At 69.4% G+C, this 13,244-nt stretch carries 16 protein-coding genes; 9 read left to right on the forward strand and 7 right to left on the reverse strand.

Going from position 1 to position 13,244, the window contains the following annotated elements; all coding sequences use genetic code 11:
• Window positions 1–176: glycerophosphodiester phosphodiesterase (locus tag BGO22_RS10415; RefSeq protein ID WP_286850746.1), on the forward strand; the 176-nt coding region annotated here is incomplete at its 5' end.
• Window positions 177–180: 4 nt separating this feature from the next.
• On the opposite strand, the gene BGO22_RS10420 is transcribed toward BGO22_RS10415, so the two are convergent.
• Window positions 181–429 (reverse strand): hypothetical protein, encoded by a 249-nt coding sequence (locus BGO22_RS10420; protein WP_139147043.1) that lies wholly within the window; start codon window positions 427–429, stop codon window positions 181–183.
• A 61-nt stretch (window positions 430–490) separates the two neighbouring features.
• Here BGO22_RS10420 and hemA point away from each other — a divergent pair, with 61 nt between their 5' ends.
• The 5 genes from hemA to BGO22_RS10445 all read left to right on the forward strand — a co-directional run bounded on the left by hemA (window position 491) and on the right by BGO22_RS10445 (window position 5,302).
• A complete protein-coding gene (gene hemA / locus BGO22_RS10425; RefSeq protein WP_070399100.1) occupies window positions 491–1,783 on the forward strand; it encodes a glutamyl-tRNA reductase in 1,293 nt (430 codons plus the stop codon).
• Window positions 1,784–1,845: 62 nt separating this feature from the next.
• Window positions 1,846–2,931: a peptide chain release factor 1 gene (gene prfA / locus BGO22_RS10430; RefSeq protein ID WP_070399101.1), complete on the forward strand. Its 1,086-nt coding sequence runs from the start codon at window positions 1,846–1,848 to the stop codon at window positions 2,929–2,931.
• Window positions 2,928–3,761, forward strand: a complete 834-nt coding sequence (gene prmC, locus BGO22_RS10435) for a peptide chain release factor N(5)-glutamine methyltransferase (RefSeq protein WP_070399102.1) — start codon at window positions 2,928–2,930, stop codon at window positions 3,759–3,761. The genes prfA and prmC overlap by 4 nt, the downstream gene beginning before the upstream one ends.
• A 42-nt stretch (window positions 3,762–3,803) precedes the next feature.
• The gene (gene grxD, locus BGO22_RS10440; RefSeq protein ID WP_070399103.1) at window positions 3,804–4,127 is read left to right on the forward strand and encodes a Grx4 family monothiol glutaredoxin; all 324 of its coding nucleotides are present in this window, start codon (window positions 3,804–3,806) and stop codon (window positions 4,125–4,127) included.
• 167 nt (window positions 4,128–4,294) lie between these two features.
• On the forward strand, window positions 4,295–5,302 hold the full coding sequence (locus BGO22_RS10445) for an AAA family ATPase (protein WP_286850735.1): 1,008 nt from the start codon (window positions 4,295–4,297) through the stop codon (window positions 5,300–5,302).
• A gap of 6 nt (window positions 5,303–5,308) precedes the next feature.
• On the opposite strand, the gene BGO22_RS10450 is transcribed toward BGO22_RS10445, so the two are convergent.
• The gene (locus BGO22_RS10450) at window positions 5,309–5,938 is read right to left on the reverse strand and encodes a lytic transglycosylase domain-containing protein (protein WP_070399105.1); all 630 of its coding nucleotides are present in this window, start codon (window positions 5,936–5,938) and stop codon (window positions 5,309–5,311) included.
• Complete coding sequence (locus BGO22_RS10455) at window positions 5,935–7,680, reverse strand: proline--tRNA ligase (protein WP_286850739.1); 1,746 nt, start codon at window positions 7,678–7,680, stop codon at window positions 5,935–5,937. Before BGO22_RS10455 ends, BGO22_RS10450 begins: the two co-directional genes overlap by 4 nt.
• A gap of 168 nt (window positions 7,681–7,848) precedes the next feature.
• Between BGO22_RS10455 and BGO22_RS10460 the strand changes: the two genes are divergently transcribed.
• Complete coding sequence (locus tag BGO22_RS10460) at window positions 7,849–8,490, forward strand: RNA pyrophosphohydrolase (protein WP_070399107.1); 642 nt, start codon at window positions 7,849–7,851, stop codon at window positions 8,488–8,490.
• Window positions 8,487–9,005, forward strand: a complete 519-nt coding sequence (locus tag BGO22_RS10465; RefSeq protein ID WP_070399108.1) for a CNP1-like family protein — start codon at window positions 8,487–8,489, stop codon at window positions 9,003–9,005. Before BGO22_RS10460 ends, BGO22_RS10465 begins: the two co-directional genes overlap by 4 nt.
• A gap of 6 nt (window positions 9,006–9,011) precedes the next feature.
• Here BGO22_RS10465 and proB read toward each other — a convergent pair whose 3' ends face one another.
• The 4 genes from proB to rplU form a co-directional block, all read right to left on the reverse strand.
• Complete coding sequence (proB, locus tag BGO22_RS10470) at window positions 9,012–10,169, reverse strand: glutamate 5-kinase (RefSeq protein WP_070399109.1); 1,158 nt, start codon at window positions 10,167–10,169, stop codon at window positions 9,012–9,014.
• Window positions 10,166–11,260: an Obg family GTPase CgtA gene (cgtA, locus tag BGO22_RS10475; protein ID WP_070399110.1), complete on the reverse strand. Its 1,095-nt coding sequence runs from the start codon at window positions 11,258–11,260 to the stop codon at window positions 10,166–10,168. The genes proB and cgtA overlap by 4 nt, the downstream gene beginning before the upstream one ends.
• An 80-nt stretch (window positions 11,261–11,340) precedes the next feature.
• A complete protein-coding gene (gene rpmA, locus BGO22_RS10480; RefSeq protein WP_070399111.1) occupies window positions 11,341–11,598 on the reverse strand; it encodes a 50S ribosomal protein L27 in 258 nt (85 codons plus the stop codon).
• Between the two features lie 12 nt (window positions 11,599–11,610).
• Window positions 11,611–11,922 (reverse strand): 50S ribosomal protein L21, encoded by a 312-nt coding sequence (gene rplU / locus BGO22_RS10485; RefSeq protein ID WP_070399112.1) that lies wholly within the window; start codon window positions 11,920–11,922, stop codon window positions 11,611–11,613.
• Window positions 11,923–12,201: 279 nt separating this feature from the next.
• On the opposite strand from rplU, the gene BGO22_RS10490 reads away from it, so the two are divergent.
• Window positions 12,202–13,131, forward strand: coding sequence for a polyprenyl synthetase family protein (locus BGO22_RS10490; RefSeq protein ID WP_083293165.1), 930 nt, complete (start codon window positions 12,202–12,204; stop codon window positions 13,129–13,131).
• The last annotated feature ends 113 nt before the right edge of the window (window positions 13,132–13,244 follow it).

Consider the following 13,244-nt stretch of genomic DNA (forward strand, 5'->3'; position numbering starts at 1 on the left):
CCCTGGTGTGCAACCACGCCCTGTGGGACCGGGCCCTGGTGGACCTCGCGCGCGACCAGGGCTGGCGCGCCCTGGCCTACACGGTGAACGACGAATGGGCCGCGCAGCGGCTGATCGACCTGGGGCTGGACGGGATCATCACGGACCGGGTGGACCTGTTTTCCCCCGCCGGCTGAGCGCTTAACGGCCCCGCAGCCACCAGGCCAAGCTGCCCTGCACCAGCACCAGGGCCGCGTAGGTCGCCACCCGGCCGTCGCGGCCGAAGGCGATCAGCCCGGCCAGCAGCACCAGCACCCCACCGGTGACCAGGACGGCCAACTGGGTGCCGCGCCCGAAGCGCCCCGCCCGGCGCAAGCGCAGGCCCAAGGCGAGCACCAGAGCCACGCCCACGGCAGGCGCGATGAAGGCCAGCACATGCTCAAGGAGCAATACCGCGGTCATTGAGAAGGATCAAGGCCGTCCATAAGCGGCAAATTTTATAATCTGGGTTATGTCTGTCTGGACGCTCGGCATCAACCACCAGACGGCCCCGCTCGACCTGCGGGGCCGTTTTGCGTTCGCGCTCGACCAGATCCAGCCCACCCTGCACACCCTGCGCAGCGCCCTGCCGCGCCAGCCCGAGGCCACCCTGCTGTCCACCTGCAACCGCACCGAGCTCTACGGCGCGGGCGACCCGGCGGTGCTGGACCCCACGCTGGACTGGCTGGCCGGCGCCGGCGGCGTCAGCCCTCAGGTGCTGCGCGACCACGCCTACGTGCTGCGCGACGACCAGGCCGCGCGCCATGCCTTTCGCGTCGCCAGCGGCCTGGACAGCATGGTGCTGGGCGAGGCCCAGATCCTGGGCCAGATGAAAGACGCGGTCCGCGCCGCTGACGAGGCCGGCGCCCTGGGCACCACCCTGCACCAGCTGTTCCAGCGCTCCTTCGCAGTGGCCAAGCAGGTGCGCAGCTCCACCGAAATCGGCGCCCACTCCATCAGCATGACGGCCGCCGCCGTGCGACTGGCCTCGCAGCTGTTCGAGGACCTGCGCGAGGTGCGCGTGCTGTTCGTCGGCGCGGGCGAGATGATCGAGCTCGCCGCCACGCACTTCGCGGCCAAGACGCCCAAGGCCATGGCCATCGCCAACCGCAGCATGGAGCGCGGCGAGAAGCTGGCCCAGCGCTTCGGCGCCCAGGTGATGCGCCTGGCCGACCTGCCCGAGCAACTGCACCAATTCGACGTGGTGGTGAGCTGCACCGCCAGCACCCTGCCGCTGATCGGCCTGGGCGCGGTGGAGCGCGCGCTCAAGAAGCGCAAGCACCGCCCCATGTTCATGGTCGACCTGGCTGTGCCGCGCGACATCGAGGCCGAGGTGAAGGCGCTGGACGACGTTTACCTCTACACCGTGGACGACCTCGCCACCGTGGTGCAGACCGGCAAGGACAACCGCCTGGCCGCCGTGGCGCAGGCCGAGGCCATCATCGACGCCGGCGTGCTGAGCTTCATGCACTGGATGGAGCGGCGCGACCCCGCCAACGGCGTGGTGCCGCTGATCCAGCAGATCAACGCCCAGGCCGACGCCTGGCGCGCCCACGAACTCGGCCGCGCCAAGCGCCTGCTGGCGCGCGGCGAGCCCGTGGAGGCCGTGCTGGAAGCGCTCTCCAAGGGCCTCACCCAGAAGATGCTGCACGGCACCCTGGCCGAGCTGCACAGCGGCGACGCCGCCGCGCGCGCGGCCACGGCCGAAACCGTCTCGCGCCTGTTCCTGCGCGACGGCCGGCCCCCGCAAGACCCCCGCTCCTAGCCCGCGCGGCGCGCGGTGGCCGTGGCGCGTCCAGCCACGGGCGCCTCGGCCAGGCACCGCCCATGAAACCCTTCGTCCGCCACGCCCTGCTGAAACAGCGCGCCCGCCTCCACGAACTCGACGCCCTGCTCTCGGCGCCCGACGTGGTGGAGGACATCGCGCGCTTTCGTTCCCTGAGCCGGGAGCACGCCGAGGCCAGCGAGGTGGTGGCCGTGTTCGACCGCTTCCTGGCCCGCGAAGCCGACGAGCAGGCCGCGCGCGACCTGCTGCGCGACCCCGAGATGGCCGCCATGGCGCAAGAGGAGATCGCCGCCTGCGCCGCCGACCTGGCGGCGCTGGACGGGCAGTTGCAGACCCTGCTGCTGCCGCGCGACCCCGACGACGCCCGGCCGGCCTTCCTGGAGATCCGGGCCGGCGCTGGCGGCGACGAATCGGCCCTGTTCGCCGGCGACCTGGCCCGCATGTACAGCCGCTACGCCGAGCGCCAGGGCTGGCGCGTCGAGCTCATGAGCGAATCGCCCAGCGAACTGGGCGGCTACAAGGAGGTGGTGCTGCGCATCGACGGCGACGGCGCCTACGGCCGGCTGCGCTTCGAATCGGGCGGCCACCGCGTGCAGCGCGTGCCCGCCACCGAAAGCCAGGGCCGCATCCACACCAGCGCCGCCACCGTGGCCGTCATGCCCGAACCCGACGAAGCCGCGACCATCGAGCTCAACCCGGCCGAGCTGCGCATCGACACCTTCCGCGCCAGCGGCGCGGGCGGCCAGCACATCAACAAAACCGACTCGGCCGTGCGCGTGACGCACCTGCCCACGGGCATCACGGCCGAATGCCAGGATGGCCGCAGCCAGCACAGCAACAAGGCCAAGGCCCTGCAGGTGCTGGCCGCCCGCCTGCGCGAGAAGGACCGCGCCGAACGCGCCGCCAAGGAGGCCGCCACGCGCAAGGGCCTCATCGGCAGCGGTGACCGCAGCGACCGCATCCGCACCTACAACTTCCCGCAGGGACGGCTCACCGACCACCGCATCAACCTCACGCTCTACCAGCTCGCCAGCGTGCTGGAAGGCGAACTCGACGAGGTGGTGCACGCCCTGCAGGTGGCGCGCGGCGCCGAGCTGCTGGCCGAACTGGAACAGGCGGCGGCATGACGCTCGCCGAGACCCTGCGCGCCCTCCTGGCCGATGGCGTGCCGCGGCTGGAGGCGCAGCAACTGCTGCTGCTGGCCCTGGGCCGCGACCCCCAGGCGCGCGCCTGGCTCACGGCGCACGACGATCTGGCCCTGGACGACGCGGCCGGCATCCGCCTGACCGCCCTGGCGCAGCGCCACCGCGAAGGCGAGCCCATGGCCTATCTGCGTGGCGAGCAAGGCTTTCATGGGCTGGTGCTGCGCACGGATGCGCGCGCGCTGGCGCCGCGGCCCGACACGGAAACCCTGGTCGACTGGGCCCTGGAGGTACTGGCCGACCTGCCACCCGATGCGCGCGCCATCGACCTGGGCACCGGCAGCGGCGCCATCGCTCTGGCGCTGCTGCACGCCGCGCCGGACCTGCGCCTGACCGCCACCGACGCCAGCGAGGCCGCCCTGTCCCTGGCGCGCGACAACGCCCAGCGCCTGGGCCTGAGCCCGCGCTTCGCGGCCGGCGCCTGGCTGGCCGCCGTGCCTGGCGAGCGTTTCGAGCTCATCGTCAGCAACCCGCCCTACATCGCCGCTGGCGACCCGCACCTGGCGGCCCTGCGCCACGAGCCGCTGTCGGCCCTGGTCTCGGGCGCCGACGGGCTGGACGACATCCGCACCATCGTGGCCCAGGCCCCCGGCGCCCTGGCGCCGGGCGGCTGGCTGCTGCTCGAACACGGCCACGACCAGGCCGAGGCGGTGCAGGCCCTGCTGCGCGCCGCCGGCTTCGAGGCCGTGGGTGGCCGCACCGACCTGGCGGGCATCGTGCGCTGCAGCGGCGGGCGCTGGCCGGCGGCGCGATAATTCCCGTTCTTTCGGGGCGCGCCCCGCCAGCAGGACCACGACATGAGCGACACCCAGACCCGCATCGACCAACTGGTCAAATCCCACGACATCGTGCTCTTCATGAAGGGGAGCGCGAGCTTTCCCATGTGCGGTTTCTCGGGCCGCGCGATCCAGATCCTCAAGGCCAGCGGGGTCGACCCGCGCAGCCTGTTCACGGTGAACGTGCTCGAGGACGACGCCATCCGCCAGGGCATCAAGGACTACAGCAACTGGCCCACCATCCCGCAGCTCTACGTCAAGGGTGAGTTCATCGGCGGCTCGGACATCATGATGGAGATGTACCAGTCGGGTGAGCTGCAGCAGGTACTCAGCGCGCAGAACTGAACCCCCATCCGTATCTCCACCGAAGCCGCCCACCGGGCGGCTTCGTGCTTTTGGCACGCTCTGCACGAAAGTGAACGCCAGCGGGCCTTTTCCGGTCCTTATCAGGGAGCCGGAATGGCACGCACCGTGCTTGAATGTGCTCACTGCCGCGTTCGAAGGAGAGTTCCATGAGCAGCTCACGCAGCCTGGTCGCGCCATCCCCCCTGGGCCTGCCCATCGCCCAGATGCGCAGCGTGTTCAACACGGACGAAGTCGAGCGCAAGCTGGCCAAGCTTCAGGCCAGCGGCAACGAACGCGAGCACGAAGGCCTGCGCAACACCTGGCAGCGCATGCTCGAGCGCGGCTCGCAGCGCTTCGCCGTCAAGCCCTCCGGCCTGCCCGACATGGCGCCGCTCTATGAACTCATGCCCAACTTCGGCGAGGCCCTGGACGACGTCAAACGCCACGTGGCCCTGAGCCAGGACAGCCGCGACAGCCTGGAGGTGACGCCGATGCTGCTGCTGGGCCCGCCCGGCGTGGGCAAGACGCACTTCGCGCGCCAGCTCGCCGACCTGCTGGGCACCAGCATGAACCTGGTGCCCATGAGCAGCATGACCGCCGGCTGGCTGCTGTCCGGGTCCTCGTCCCAATGGAAGGGCGCACGCCCCGGCAAGGTGTTCGAGTCGCTGGTGGACGGCCAGTACGCCAACCCCGTGATCGTGGTGGACGAGATCGACAAGGCCAGCGCCGACGCCCAGTACGACCCGCTGGGCGCGCTCTACAGCCTGCTCGAACACGACACCGCGCAGCACTTCGTCGACGAGTTCGCCGAGGTGGCGATCGACGCCAGCCAGGTGATCTGGGTCACCACGGCGAACGACGAGCGCGCCATCCCCGAGCCCATCCTCAACCGCATGAACGTGTTCGAGATCCAGCCGCCCTCACCCGAAGCGGCGCGCAAGATCGCGGCCAACCTGTACCGAGGCATCCGCGGCGAACACGACTGGGGCCAGCGGTTCGACCCCGATGTGCCCGCCGACGTGCTGGACGTGCTCGGCGGCCTGCCACCGCGCGAGATGCGCCGCGCCCTCGTCACCGCCTTCGGCAACGCACGCCTGGACCAGCGCTACCGCCTCGAACCCGAGGACCTGCCACGCGGCGGGCCGGCCAAGGGCCGCCTCGGCTTCCTACAGTAAGGGGTTTCAGGCGTCGGGATGCGCCCACTGGCGCGCCGCCGCCTGCACGGCGTTCGGGTACTCGCTGCGACCGCGGCTGCCGTTGTAGCGGCCCAGGGCCATGAAGGCGTTGCCGCGCTCGCGGTCCAGGTAGTGCCGCAGGATCACGCAGCCGAAGCGCAGGTTGGTCTGCATGTGGAACAGGCCGCCCACGTCGCCGTCGCCGATGAGGCGCGCCCAGAACGGCATGATCTGCATGTAGCCGCGCGCGCCCACGCTGGAGATGGCGAACTTGCGGAAACCGCTCTCCACCTGGATCAGGCCCAGCACCATCGTGGTGTCCAGCCCCGCGCGGCGGGTCTCGTACCACACGGTCTGCAGGAATTCGATGCGGGTCTGGAAGTCGGGCTTGCGCCGGCGCAGGCGCTCGCTGTTGGCGCCCAGCCAGCGCAGATAGGCCAGCCGGCGCTCGGTGTCGAAGAACTCGGGTACCGGGGGCGTGTCGTTGGCGATGGCCGCGCTCAGCGCCGTGCGCACGGAATCGGCCAGGGGCTCCTCCAGCTGGCCAGCCCGCGCCGCCCGCGGCAGCCAAGCCCCGCCCACCAGAGCGGCCATGGCGGCCAGCCCGTCGCGCCGGGTCCAGCCGCCTGCGTTCATGCCGTGAGGCGGGCCTTTACGTGGGCCGCCACTTCCGCCAGCGGCACGGCCGTGGCCGCACTGTCCCGCCGGTGCTGGTATTCGGCCTGACCGGCCTTCACGCCCCGGTCGCCCAGGGTGATGCGGTGGGGCACGCCGATGAGCTCCCAGTCGGCGAACATCGCCCCGGGTCGTTCTCCACGGTCGTCCAGGATCACATCCACGCCTTGCTCCAGCAGCTGGGAGTAGAGATTGTCCGCCGCCGCCTTGACTTCCGGGCTGCGGTCCATGCCGATCGGGCACACCACCACGGTGAACGGCGCGATCGCGTCCGGCCAGATGATTCCGCGCTCGTCGTGGTTCTGTTCAATCGCCGCCGCCGGCAGGCGCGTAATGCCAATGCCGTAGCAACCCATCTCGAAATGCTTGGGCTTGCCGTCCTCGTCGAGGAAGGTGGCGGCCATCGAGCGGCTGTACTTGGTGCCCAGGTAGAACACGTGGCCGATCTCGATGCCGCGCTCGATCGCCAGCACGCCCTTGCCGTCGGGCGAGGCGTCGCCCTCGACGATGTTGCGGATGTCGGCCACGCGCGTGGGTTCGGGCAGGTCGCGGCCCCAGTTCACGCCAGTGAGGTGCACGTCGGCCTCATTGCCGCCACAGACCCAGTCGGCCATGACGGCGACCTCCCGGTCCACCACCAGTTCCACCGGCTGCTTGAGCCCGATGGGGCCCAGGTAGCCCGGCCGGCAGCCGAAGTGCGACTCGATCTCGGGCGGGGTGGCAAAGCGCCAGCCCTGATCGAGGCCGGGCACCTTGCCCACCTTGACTTCGTTCATGTCGTGGTCACCGCGCAGCAGCAGCAGCCACACCTTGGAGGCCTTCACCGCCCCGGCGTCGTCGAGCGTGTCGGTGGCCAGCACGATGGACTTGACCGTGGTGGCCAGCGGAACGCCCAGGAACTGCGCCACGTCGGCGCAGGTGCTCTTGCCGGGGGTGGGCGTGCGCGCCAGGGGGTTGACCGGCGCGGGACGCGGCCCCTGGGGCGCCAGCGCCTCGGCCTTTTCCAAGTTGGCGGCGTAATCGCTGCCAGGGCAATAGACGATGGCGTCCTCGCCCGTGGCGGCGATCACCTGGAACTCCTCGCTCAGGTCACCGCCGATGGCGCCGCTGTCGGCCGCGACCGCGCGGTACTTCAGGCCGAAGCGGTCGAAGATGCGCCGGTAGGCCTGGGCCATCACCTCGTAGCTGCGCTTGGCGCTGGCTTCGTCGCGGTCGAAGCTGTAGGCGTCCTTCATGATGAACTCGCGCCCGCGCATGAGTCCGAAGCGCGGCCGGCGTTCGTCGCGGAACTTGGTCTGGATCTGGTACAGGTTCTTGGGCAGCTGCTTGTAACTGCGCAGCTCCTGGCGCGCGATGTCGGTCACCACCTCCTCGCTCGTGGGCTGCACCACGAAGTCGCGGTCGTGGCGGTCCTTCACGCGCATCAGCTCGGGGCCCATCTTCTCGAAACGGCCACTTTCCTGCCAGAACTCGGCCGGCTGCACCACGGGCATGGTGAGCTCCACGGCACCGGCGCGGTTCATCTCCTCGCGCACGATCCGCTCGACCTTGCGGATCACGCGCAGCCCCATGGGCATGTAGTTGTAGATGCCCGCCCCCAACTTGCGAATCATGCCGGCGCGGGTCATGAGGCGGTGGCTCACCACCTCGGCGTCGGCAGGCGCTTCCTTGAGCGTCGTGATCAGGAACTGGCTGGCTTTCATGAAGGGGCCTGCACCGGGAGGTGCGCGAAAGGGGGTTCAGGAGGGGTGGCGCCGGCACCGCTTGCGGGTATATCCCTAGGCGGGACGCGGGGCCGTGCGGTGTGCGATCACTTCGCTGGGCGCGGGGTGCGATGCATAATGGTCGCAGTTCAAAAATCGAGGTTGATTATGCTTGACAGAGAGGGCTTCAGGCCCAATGTCGGCATCATTCTGCTCAACCAGAAAAACCAGGTGTTCTGGGGCAAGCGCATCCGCTCCCATTCCTGGCAGTTCCCGCAAGGGGGCATCGACCGCGGTGAAACGCCCGAACAGGCGATGTTCCGCGAACTGCACGAGGAAGTCGGACTGCGCCCCGAGCACGTGGCCATCGTGGCCCGCACGAAGGACTGGTTGCGCTACGAAGTGCCTGACCGCTTCATCCGGCGGGATGCCCGCGGCCACTACAAGGGGCAGAAGCAGATCTGGTACCTGCTGCGCCTCGTCGCGCAGGACTGGCACCTGAACCTGCGCGCCACCAGCCACCCCGAGTTCGACGCCTGGCGCTGGAACGACTACTGGGTGCCGCTGGACGTGGTCGTCGAATTCAAGCGCGGCGTCTACGAGATGGCCTTGACCGAGCTGGCGCGTTACGTCCCGCGCCAGGACGGCGGCCGCGGCCGCTACCCGCGCCACCATCCGGGGCGCGGCTATCGCCCGGTCGATGGCTTTCCCGCCGCCGAGGCGCCGCCCGGCCTGGAACTGCCCCCCGGCGCCAGCTTCGACCCCGGGCCCCAACCCAGCATTCGCCCCGAGGGCGCCGTCTCCAAATGAACAACCGGTTCTTCCGCGCGGCGGTCTGTGCCGTCGCGCTGGCCTCCATGGGCGGCCCGCTCTGGGCGCAGTACCCGTACCGCGAACCCGAGACCTGGAAGGAGGGCGAGGTGGCGCTGCCGGCGCGCTTCAGCACCGACCGGCTCGTCACTGTCGAGATCGAAGACCGCTCGTCCTTCGAATACGGCATCGACCCGGACACGCTGAGCGTCGGCGCCGATGGCGTGGTGCGCTACGTCTTCGTGGCGCGCAGCCGCAGCGGGGCCCTCAATGCGCTCTACGAGGGGGTGCGGTGCAACGCGGCCGAGGTCAAGGTCTACGGCCGTTGGGACCCGGACAGCGCGAGCTGGCGCACCAGCGCCTCGGACGACTGGCAGCCAATGGACACGCGGGGCAGCACCCGGCGCGCGCTGAAGCTCGCGCAGTCCGGCCTGTGCGACGGGAAAGCCCCGAACGGGTCGCCGCGCCAGATCCTCCAGACGCTGCGGGGCGAGCACCCCTACCGTTTGCGCTGAGCCGGCTCAGGCGCGGCTGAGCACCAGGTTGTCGCGGTGGATCATCTCGGGCTCGGCGGCGTAGCCCAGCAGGCGCTCGAAATCGGCCGAGGACTTGCGGCACAGCAGGCGCGCTTCCGAGCTGGCGTAGTTCGCCAGCCCGCGCGCCACTTCCTGGCCGCGAGCGTCGCGCACCGCGATCACGTCGCCGCGCGAGAAGTCGCCTTCCACGGCGGTCATGCCGATCGGCAACAGGCTCTTGCCCTCGCCCGCGATCTTGGCCGCCGCGCCGTCGTCCACCACCACCGCGCCGCGCAGCTGCAGGTGGTCCGAGATCCAGCGCTTGCGCGCCTGGTGCTTGGCCGTCTGCGCGACCAGGGCCGTGCCGATGGCCTCGCCGGCGCACAGGCGCAGCAGCACGTCGGGCTCACGCCCCCAGGCGATGACCGTGGAAGCGCCCGACGCCGCCGCGCGCTTGGCGGCCAGGATCTTGGTGATCATGCCGCCCTTGCCGATGCCGCTGCCCGCGCCACCGGCCATGGCCTCCAGCGCCGGATCGCCCGCGCGCGCCACGTGCACGAAGCGCGCCTCGGGGTCGCGCCGCGGGTCGGCGGTGTAGAGGCCCTTCTGGTCGGTGAGGATGACCAGCACGTCGGCCTCGACCAGATTGGCCACGAGCGCGCCCAGCGTGTCGTTGTCGCCGAACTTGATCTCGTCGTTGACCACCGTGTCGTTCTCGTTGATCACGGGCACGACGCCGAGCTGCAGCAGCGTCAGCAGGGTCGAGCGGGCGTTGAGGTAGCGTTCGCGGTCGGCCAGGTCGGCGTGGGTCAGCAGCACCTGCGCACTGCCGACGCCGCAGGCGCGCAGCTGCGTCTCATACATCTGCACCAGGCCCATCTGGCCCACGGCGGCGGCGGCCTGCAGCTCGTTGATCTCGTGCGGCCGTTTGCTCCAGCCCAGGCGCTTCATGCCCTCGGCGATGGCACCGCTGCTCACCATGATGAGCTCGCGCCCCTGCTGGACCAGGGCCGCGAGCTGCTGGCTCCAGTGGCCGATGGCCCCTTCGTCCAGGCCTCGGCCTTCGTTGGTGACCAGGCTGGAGCCCACCTTGACGACGATGCGCCGCGCGTGGCGCACGAGGTCGGCCGCTTCGCTGGCCGTGCTGTCGATGACCTGGCTCATGGTGTGATGGATCCGGATCCGTCGTCGCCGCCGCCCGGCGCGAAACGGGGGTCGATCTCGACGGGCCCGATGGCCTGCTGCCGCTGCGCCTCGATGTGTTCGTAGGCCTTCTGCACCAGCCGCTCGCAGCCCTCGCGCGTCAGCGCCGAGATCTCGAACACCGGGCCCTTGTAGCGCAGGCGTTTGACGATGTCCTTGACGCGGGCCCCGCGCTCTTCGGGCGGCAGCATGTCCACCTTGTTGAGCACCAGCCAGCGGGGCTTGGCGTGCAGCTCGGGGTCGAATTTTTTGAGTTCGGCCACGATCGCCTTGGCCTGCGCCACCGGGTCGACGGCCTCGTCGAACGGCGCCGCGTCCACCAGGTGCAGCAGCAGCCGCGTGCGCTGCAGGTGGCGCAGGAACTGGTGGCCCAGCCCCGCGCCCTCGGACGCGCCCTCGATCAGGCCGGGCACGTCGGCCACCACGAAGCTCCTTTCGGGCCCCACCCGCACCACGCCCAGGTTGGGGTGCAGGGTGGTGAAGGGGTAGTCGGCGATCTTCGGTCGGGCGTTGGAGATGGCCGCGATCAGGGTGGATTTGCCCGCGTTGGGCATGCCCAGCAGGCCCACGTCGGCCAATACTTTGAGCTCCAGCTTGAGCGCCTTGCGTTCGCCGGGCCAGCCGGGCGTCTTCTGCCGCGGCGCGCGGTTGGTGGAACTCTTGTAGTGCATGTTGCCAAAGCCGCCATCGCCGCCCTTGGCAATCATCACCTGCTCACCGGCTTGCAGCAGTTCGCACAGCACCTGGCCCGACTCGGCGTCGGACACGATGGTGCCGACCGGCACCTTGAGCACCACGTCGTCGCCCTTGACGCCGAACATGTCGGAGCCCTTACCGTGTTCACCACGCTGTGCCTCGAAGCGGCGGGTGTAGCGGAAATCGACCAAGGTATTCAGGCTCGGATCAGCCAGCATGAATACGTGGCCACCTCGCCCGCCGTCCCCGCCATCGGGGCCGCCGAACTCCTTGTACTTTTCGTGCCTGAACGACGCGCACCCATTCCCCCCATCGCCAGCGGCGACGTCGATGGTGGCTTCATCAACGAACTTCATGGGAGTTGGATGCGAATGCTAGCTCGAAGACAACAAAAAGGCCCGCAAGCGCGGGCCCCTTGCGCGAGGATCGTGCAGGATCAGGCCGGGGTGACGCTGACCACGTGACGACCCAGCGCACCCTTGACCGCAAACTGCACATGGCCGTCCACGGTGGCGAACAGGGTGTGGTCCTTGCCGACGCCGACATTGGTGCCGGGGTGGAATTTGGTGCCGCGCTGGCGCACGATGATCGAGCCAGCCGTGATCAGCTCGCCGCCGAACGCCTTGACGCCCAGCATCTTGGGCTTGGAATCGCGCCCGTTGCGTGTAGAGCCGCCGCCTTTTTTCTGTGCCATCTTGCCTGCTCCTTAGGCCGAAATCGAGGCGATTTCGATCTCGGTGAAATTCTGCCGGTGACCCTGGCGCTTCTGGTAGTGCTTGCGACGGCGCAGCTTGAAGATGCGCACTTTGTCGTGACGACCGTGCGCCACCACCTTGACCGTGACCGATGCGCCGGAGACCAAGGGAGTGCCCACTTTCAGCTCGGTGCCGTTGCCGACCGCCAGAACCTCATCGAACACAATCTCTTGGCCCACGTCCGCAGCAATCTGTTCTACTTTAATTTTTTCGCCGGCAGCCACGCGATACTGCTTGCCACCGGTTTTTATGACCGCGTACATAGGAACCTCTTGAAGTTGGCCTTCCTGCAGAGCCCGGCCAAGACAGCCGGCTGACCACGAAGGCATCGGCAGACGGATTTCCGCCGAACTGCGAATTATAGCCGTCGGCAAACCACCAGGCAAACCAGTCGGTCCGTGCCGCCAGGGCAGGCCCAGAGCCCGAGGGCCGTCGGACGGGCTTCCTATAATCCAGCGCCGCCCAACGCCACCCAATCACGGGCCCCTCACTTGTCCCTTGCCTTGTCGACGAACAACCCGCTCGAACTGATCCGCGCCGACATGGCCGCGGTTGACCGGGTGATCCACGAACGCCTGACCACCGACGTACCCCTTGTGCGGGAGGTGGCCCAGTACATCATCTCGGCCGGCGGCAAGCGTCTGCGCCCGGCCCTGCTGCTGCTGGTCAGCGGCGCCCTGGCCTGCGAGCACCCGCACCGGCACACGCTGGCGGCCGTGGTGGAGTTCATCCACACCGCCACCCTGCTGCACGACGACGTGGTCGACGAATCGACGCTGCGCCGGGGCCGTGCCACGGCCAACCAGACCTTCGGCAACGCCGCCAGCGTGCTGGTGGGCGATTTCCTCTACTCGCGCGCCTTCCAGATGATGGTCGACGTGAATCAGATGCGCGTGATGGAGGTCCTGTCGGACGCCACCAACGTGATCGCCGAGGGTGAGGTGCTGCAGCTCATGAACATGCGCGACGCCTCGATCGACGAGGCGTCCTACCTGCGCGTGATCCGCTCCAAGACGGCCAAGCTGTTCGAGGCCAGCGCGCGGCTCGCCCCCATCCTGGCGCAGGCGGACCCGGCCGTCGAACACGCCTGCGCCACCTATGGCCAGGCCCTGGGCACGGCCTTCCAGGTCATCGACGACGTGCTCGACTACGAGGGCAGCGCCGACGAACTCGGCAAGAACCTGGGCGACGACCTGCGCGAGGGCAAGGTCACGCTGCCCATCATCTGCGCCTTGCGAGCGGGGAATGACGCCCAGCGGGCGCTGATCCGCGACGCGATCGAACACGGCCGCATCGAGAACCTGCCGGACATCCAGCGCATCATCCTGGGCACCGGCGCCCTGGACACCGCACGGGCGGCGGCGCACGCCGAGGCGCAGCGCGCGCTCGACGCCGCGGCCACGCTGCCGTCGAATCCGCACCAAGAGGCTTTGCTACAATTGGCGGCTGCACTGCTGGAGCGTCGCTCCTGAAGTTCACGGTTCTGGCACCGTCATCAGCCAAAGGATCCGCTGATCCACACGGGGTGTAGCTTAGCCTGGTAGAGCGCTACGTTCGGGACGTAGAGGCCGGAGGTTCGAATCCT

The organism is Hydrogenophaga sp. 70-12, from assembly GCF_001897365.1.
GTDB lineage: Bacteria > Pseudomonadota > Gammaproteobacteria > Burkholderiales > Burkholderiaceae_C > Hydrogenophaga > Hydrogenophaga borbori.

Excerpts from the sequence above, each read along its gene's own strand:
- hemA (WP_070399100.1), top strand. The coding sequence starts at position 491 with ATGTCTGTCTGGACGCTCGGCATCAACCACCAGACGGCCCCGCTCGAC.
- prfA (WP_070399101.1), top strand. The coding sequence starts at position 1,846 with ATGAAACCCTTCGTCCGCCACGCCCTGCTGAAACAGCGCGCCCGCCTC.
- prmC (WP_070399102.1), top strand. The coding sequence starts at position 2,928 with ATGACGCTCGCCGAGACCCTGCGCGCCCTCCTGGCCGATGGCGTGCCG.
- grxD (WP_070399103.1), top strand. The coding sequence starts at position 3,804 with ATGAGCGACACCCAGACCCGCATCGACCAACTGGTCAAATCCCACGAC.
- BGO22_RS10445 (WP_286850735.1), top strand. The coding sequence starts at position 4,295 with ATGAGCAGCTCACGCAGCCTGGTCGCGCCATCCCCCCTGGGCCTGCCC.
- BGO22_RS10450 (WP_070399105.1), bottom strand. The coding sequence starts at position 5,938 with ATGAACGCAGGCGGCTGGACCCGGCGCGACGGGCTGGCCGCCATGGCC.
- BGO22_RS10455 (WP_286850739.1), bottom strand. The coding sequence starts at position 7,680 with ATGAAAGCCAGCCAGTTCCTGATCACGACGCTCAAGGAAGCGCCTGCC.
- BGO22_RS10460 (WP_070399107.1), top strand. The coding sequence starts at position 7,849 with ATGCTTGACAGAGAGGGCTTCAGGCCCAATGTCGGCATCATTCTGCTC.
- BGO22_RS10465 (WP_070399108.1), top strand. The coding sequence starts at position 8,487 with ATGAACAACCGGTTCTTCCGCGCGGCGGTCTGTGCCGTCGCGCTGGCC.
- proB (WP_070399109.1), bottom strand. The coding sequence starts at position 10,169 with ATGAGCCAGGTCATCGACAGCACGGCCAGCGAAGCGGCCGACCTCGTG.
- cgtA (WP_070399110.1), bottom strand. The coding sequence starts at position 11,260 with ATGAAGTTCGTTGATGAAGCCACCATCGACGTCGCCGCTGGCGATGGG.
- rpmA (WP_070399111.1), bottom strand. The coding sequence starts at position 11,598 with ATGGCACAGAAAAAAGGCGGCGGCTCTACACGCAACGGGCGCGATTCC.
- rplU (WP_070399112.1), bottom strand. The coding sequence starts at position 11,922 with ATGTACGCGGTCATAAAAACCGGTGGCAAGCAGTATCGCGTGGCTGCC.
- BGO22_RS10490 (WP_083293165.1), top strand. The coding sequence starts at position 12,202 with ATGGCCGCGGTTGACCGGGTGATCCACGAACGCCTGACCACCGACGTA.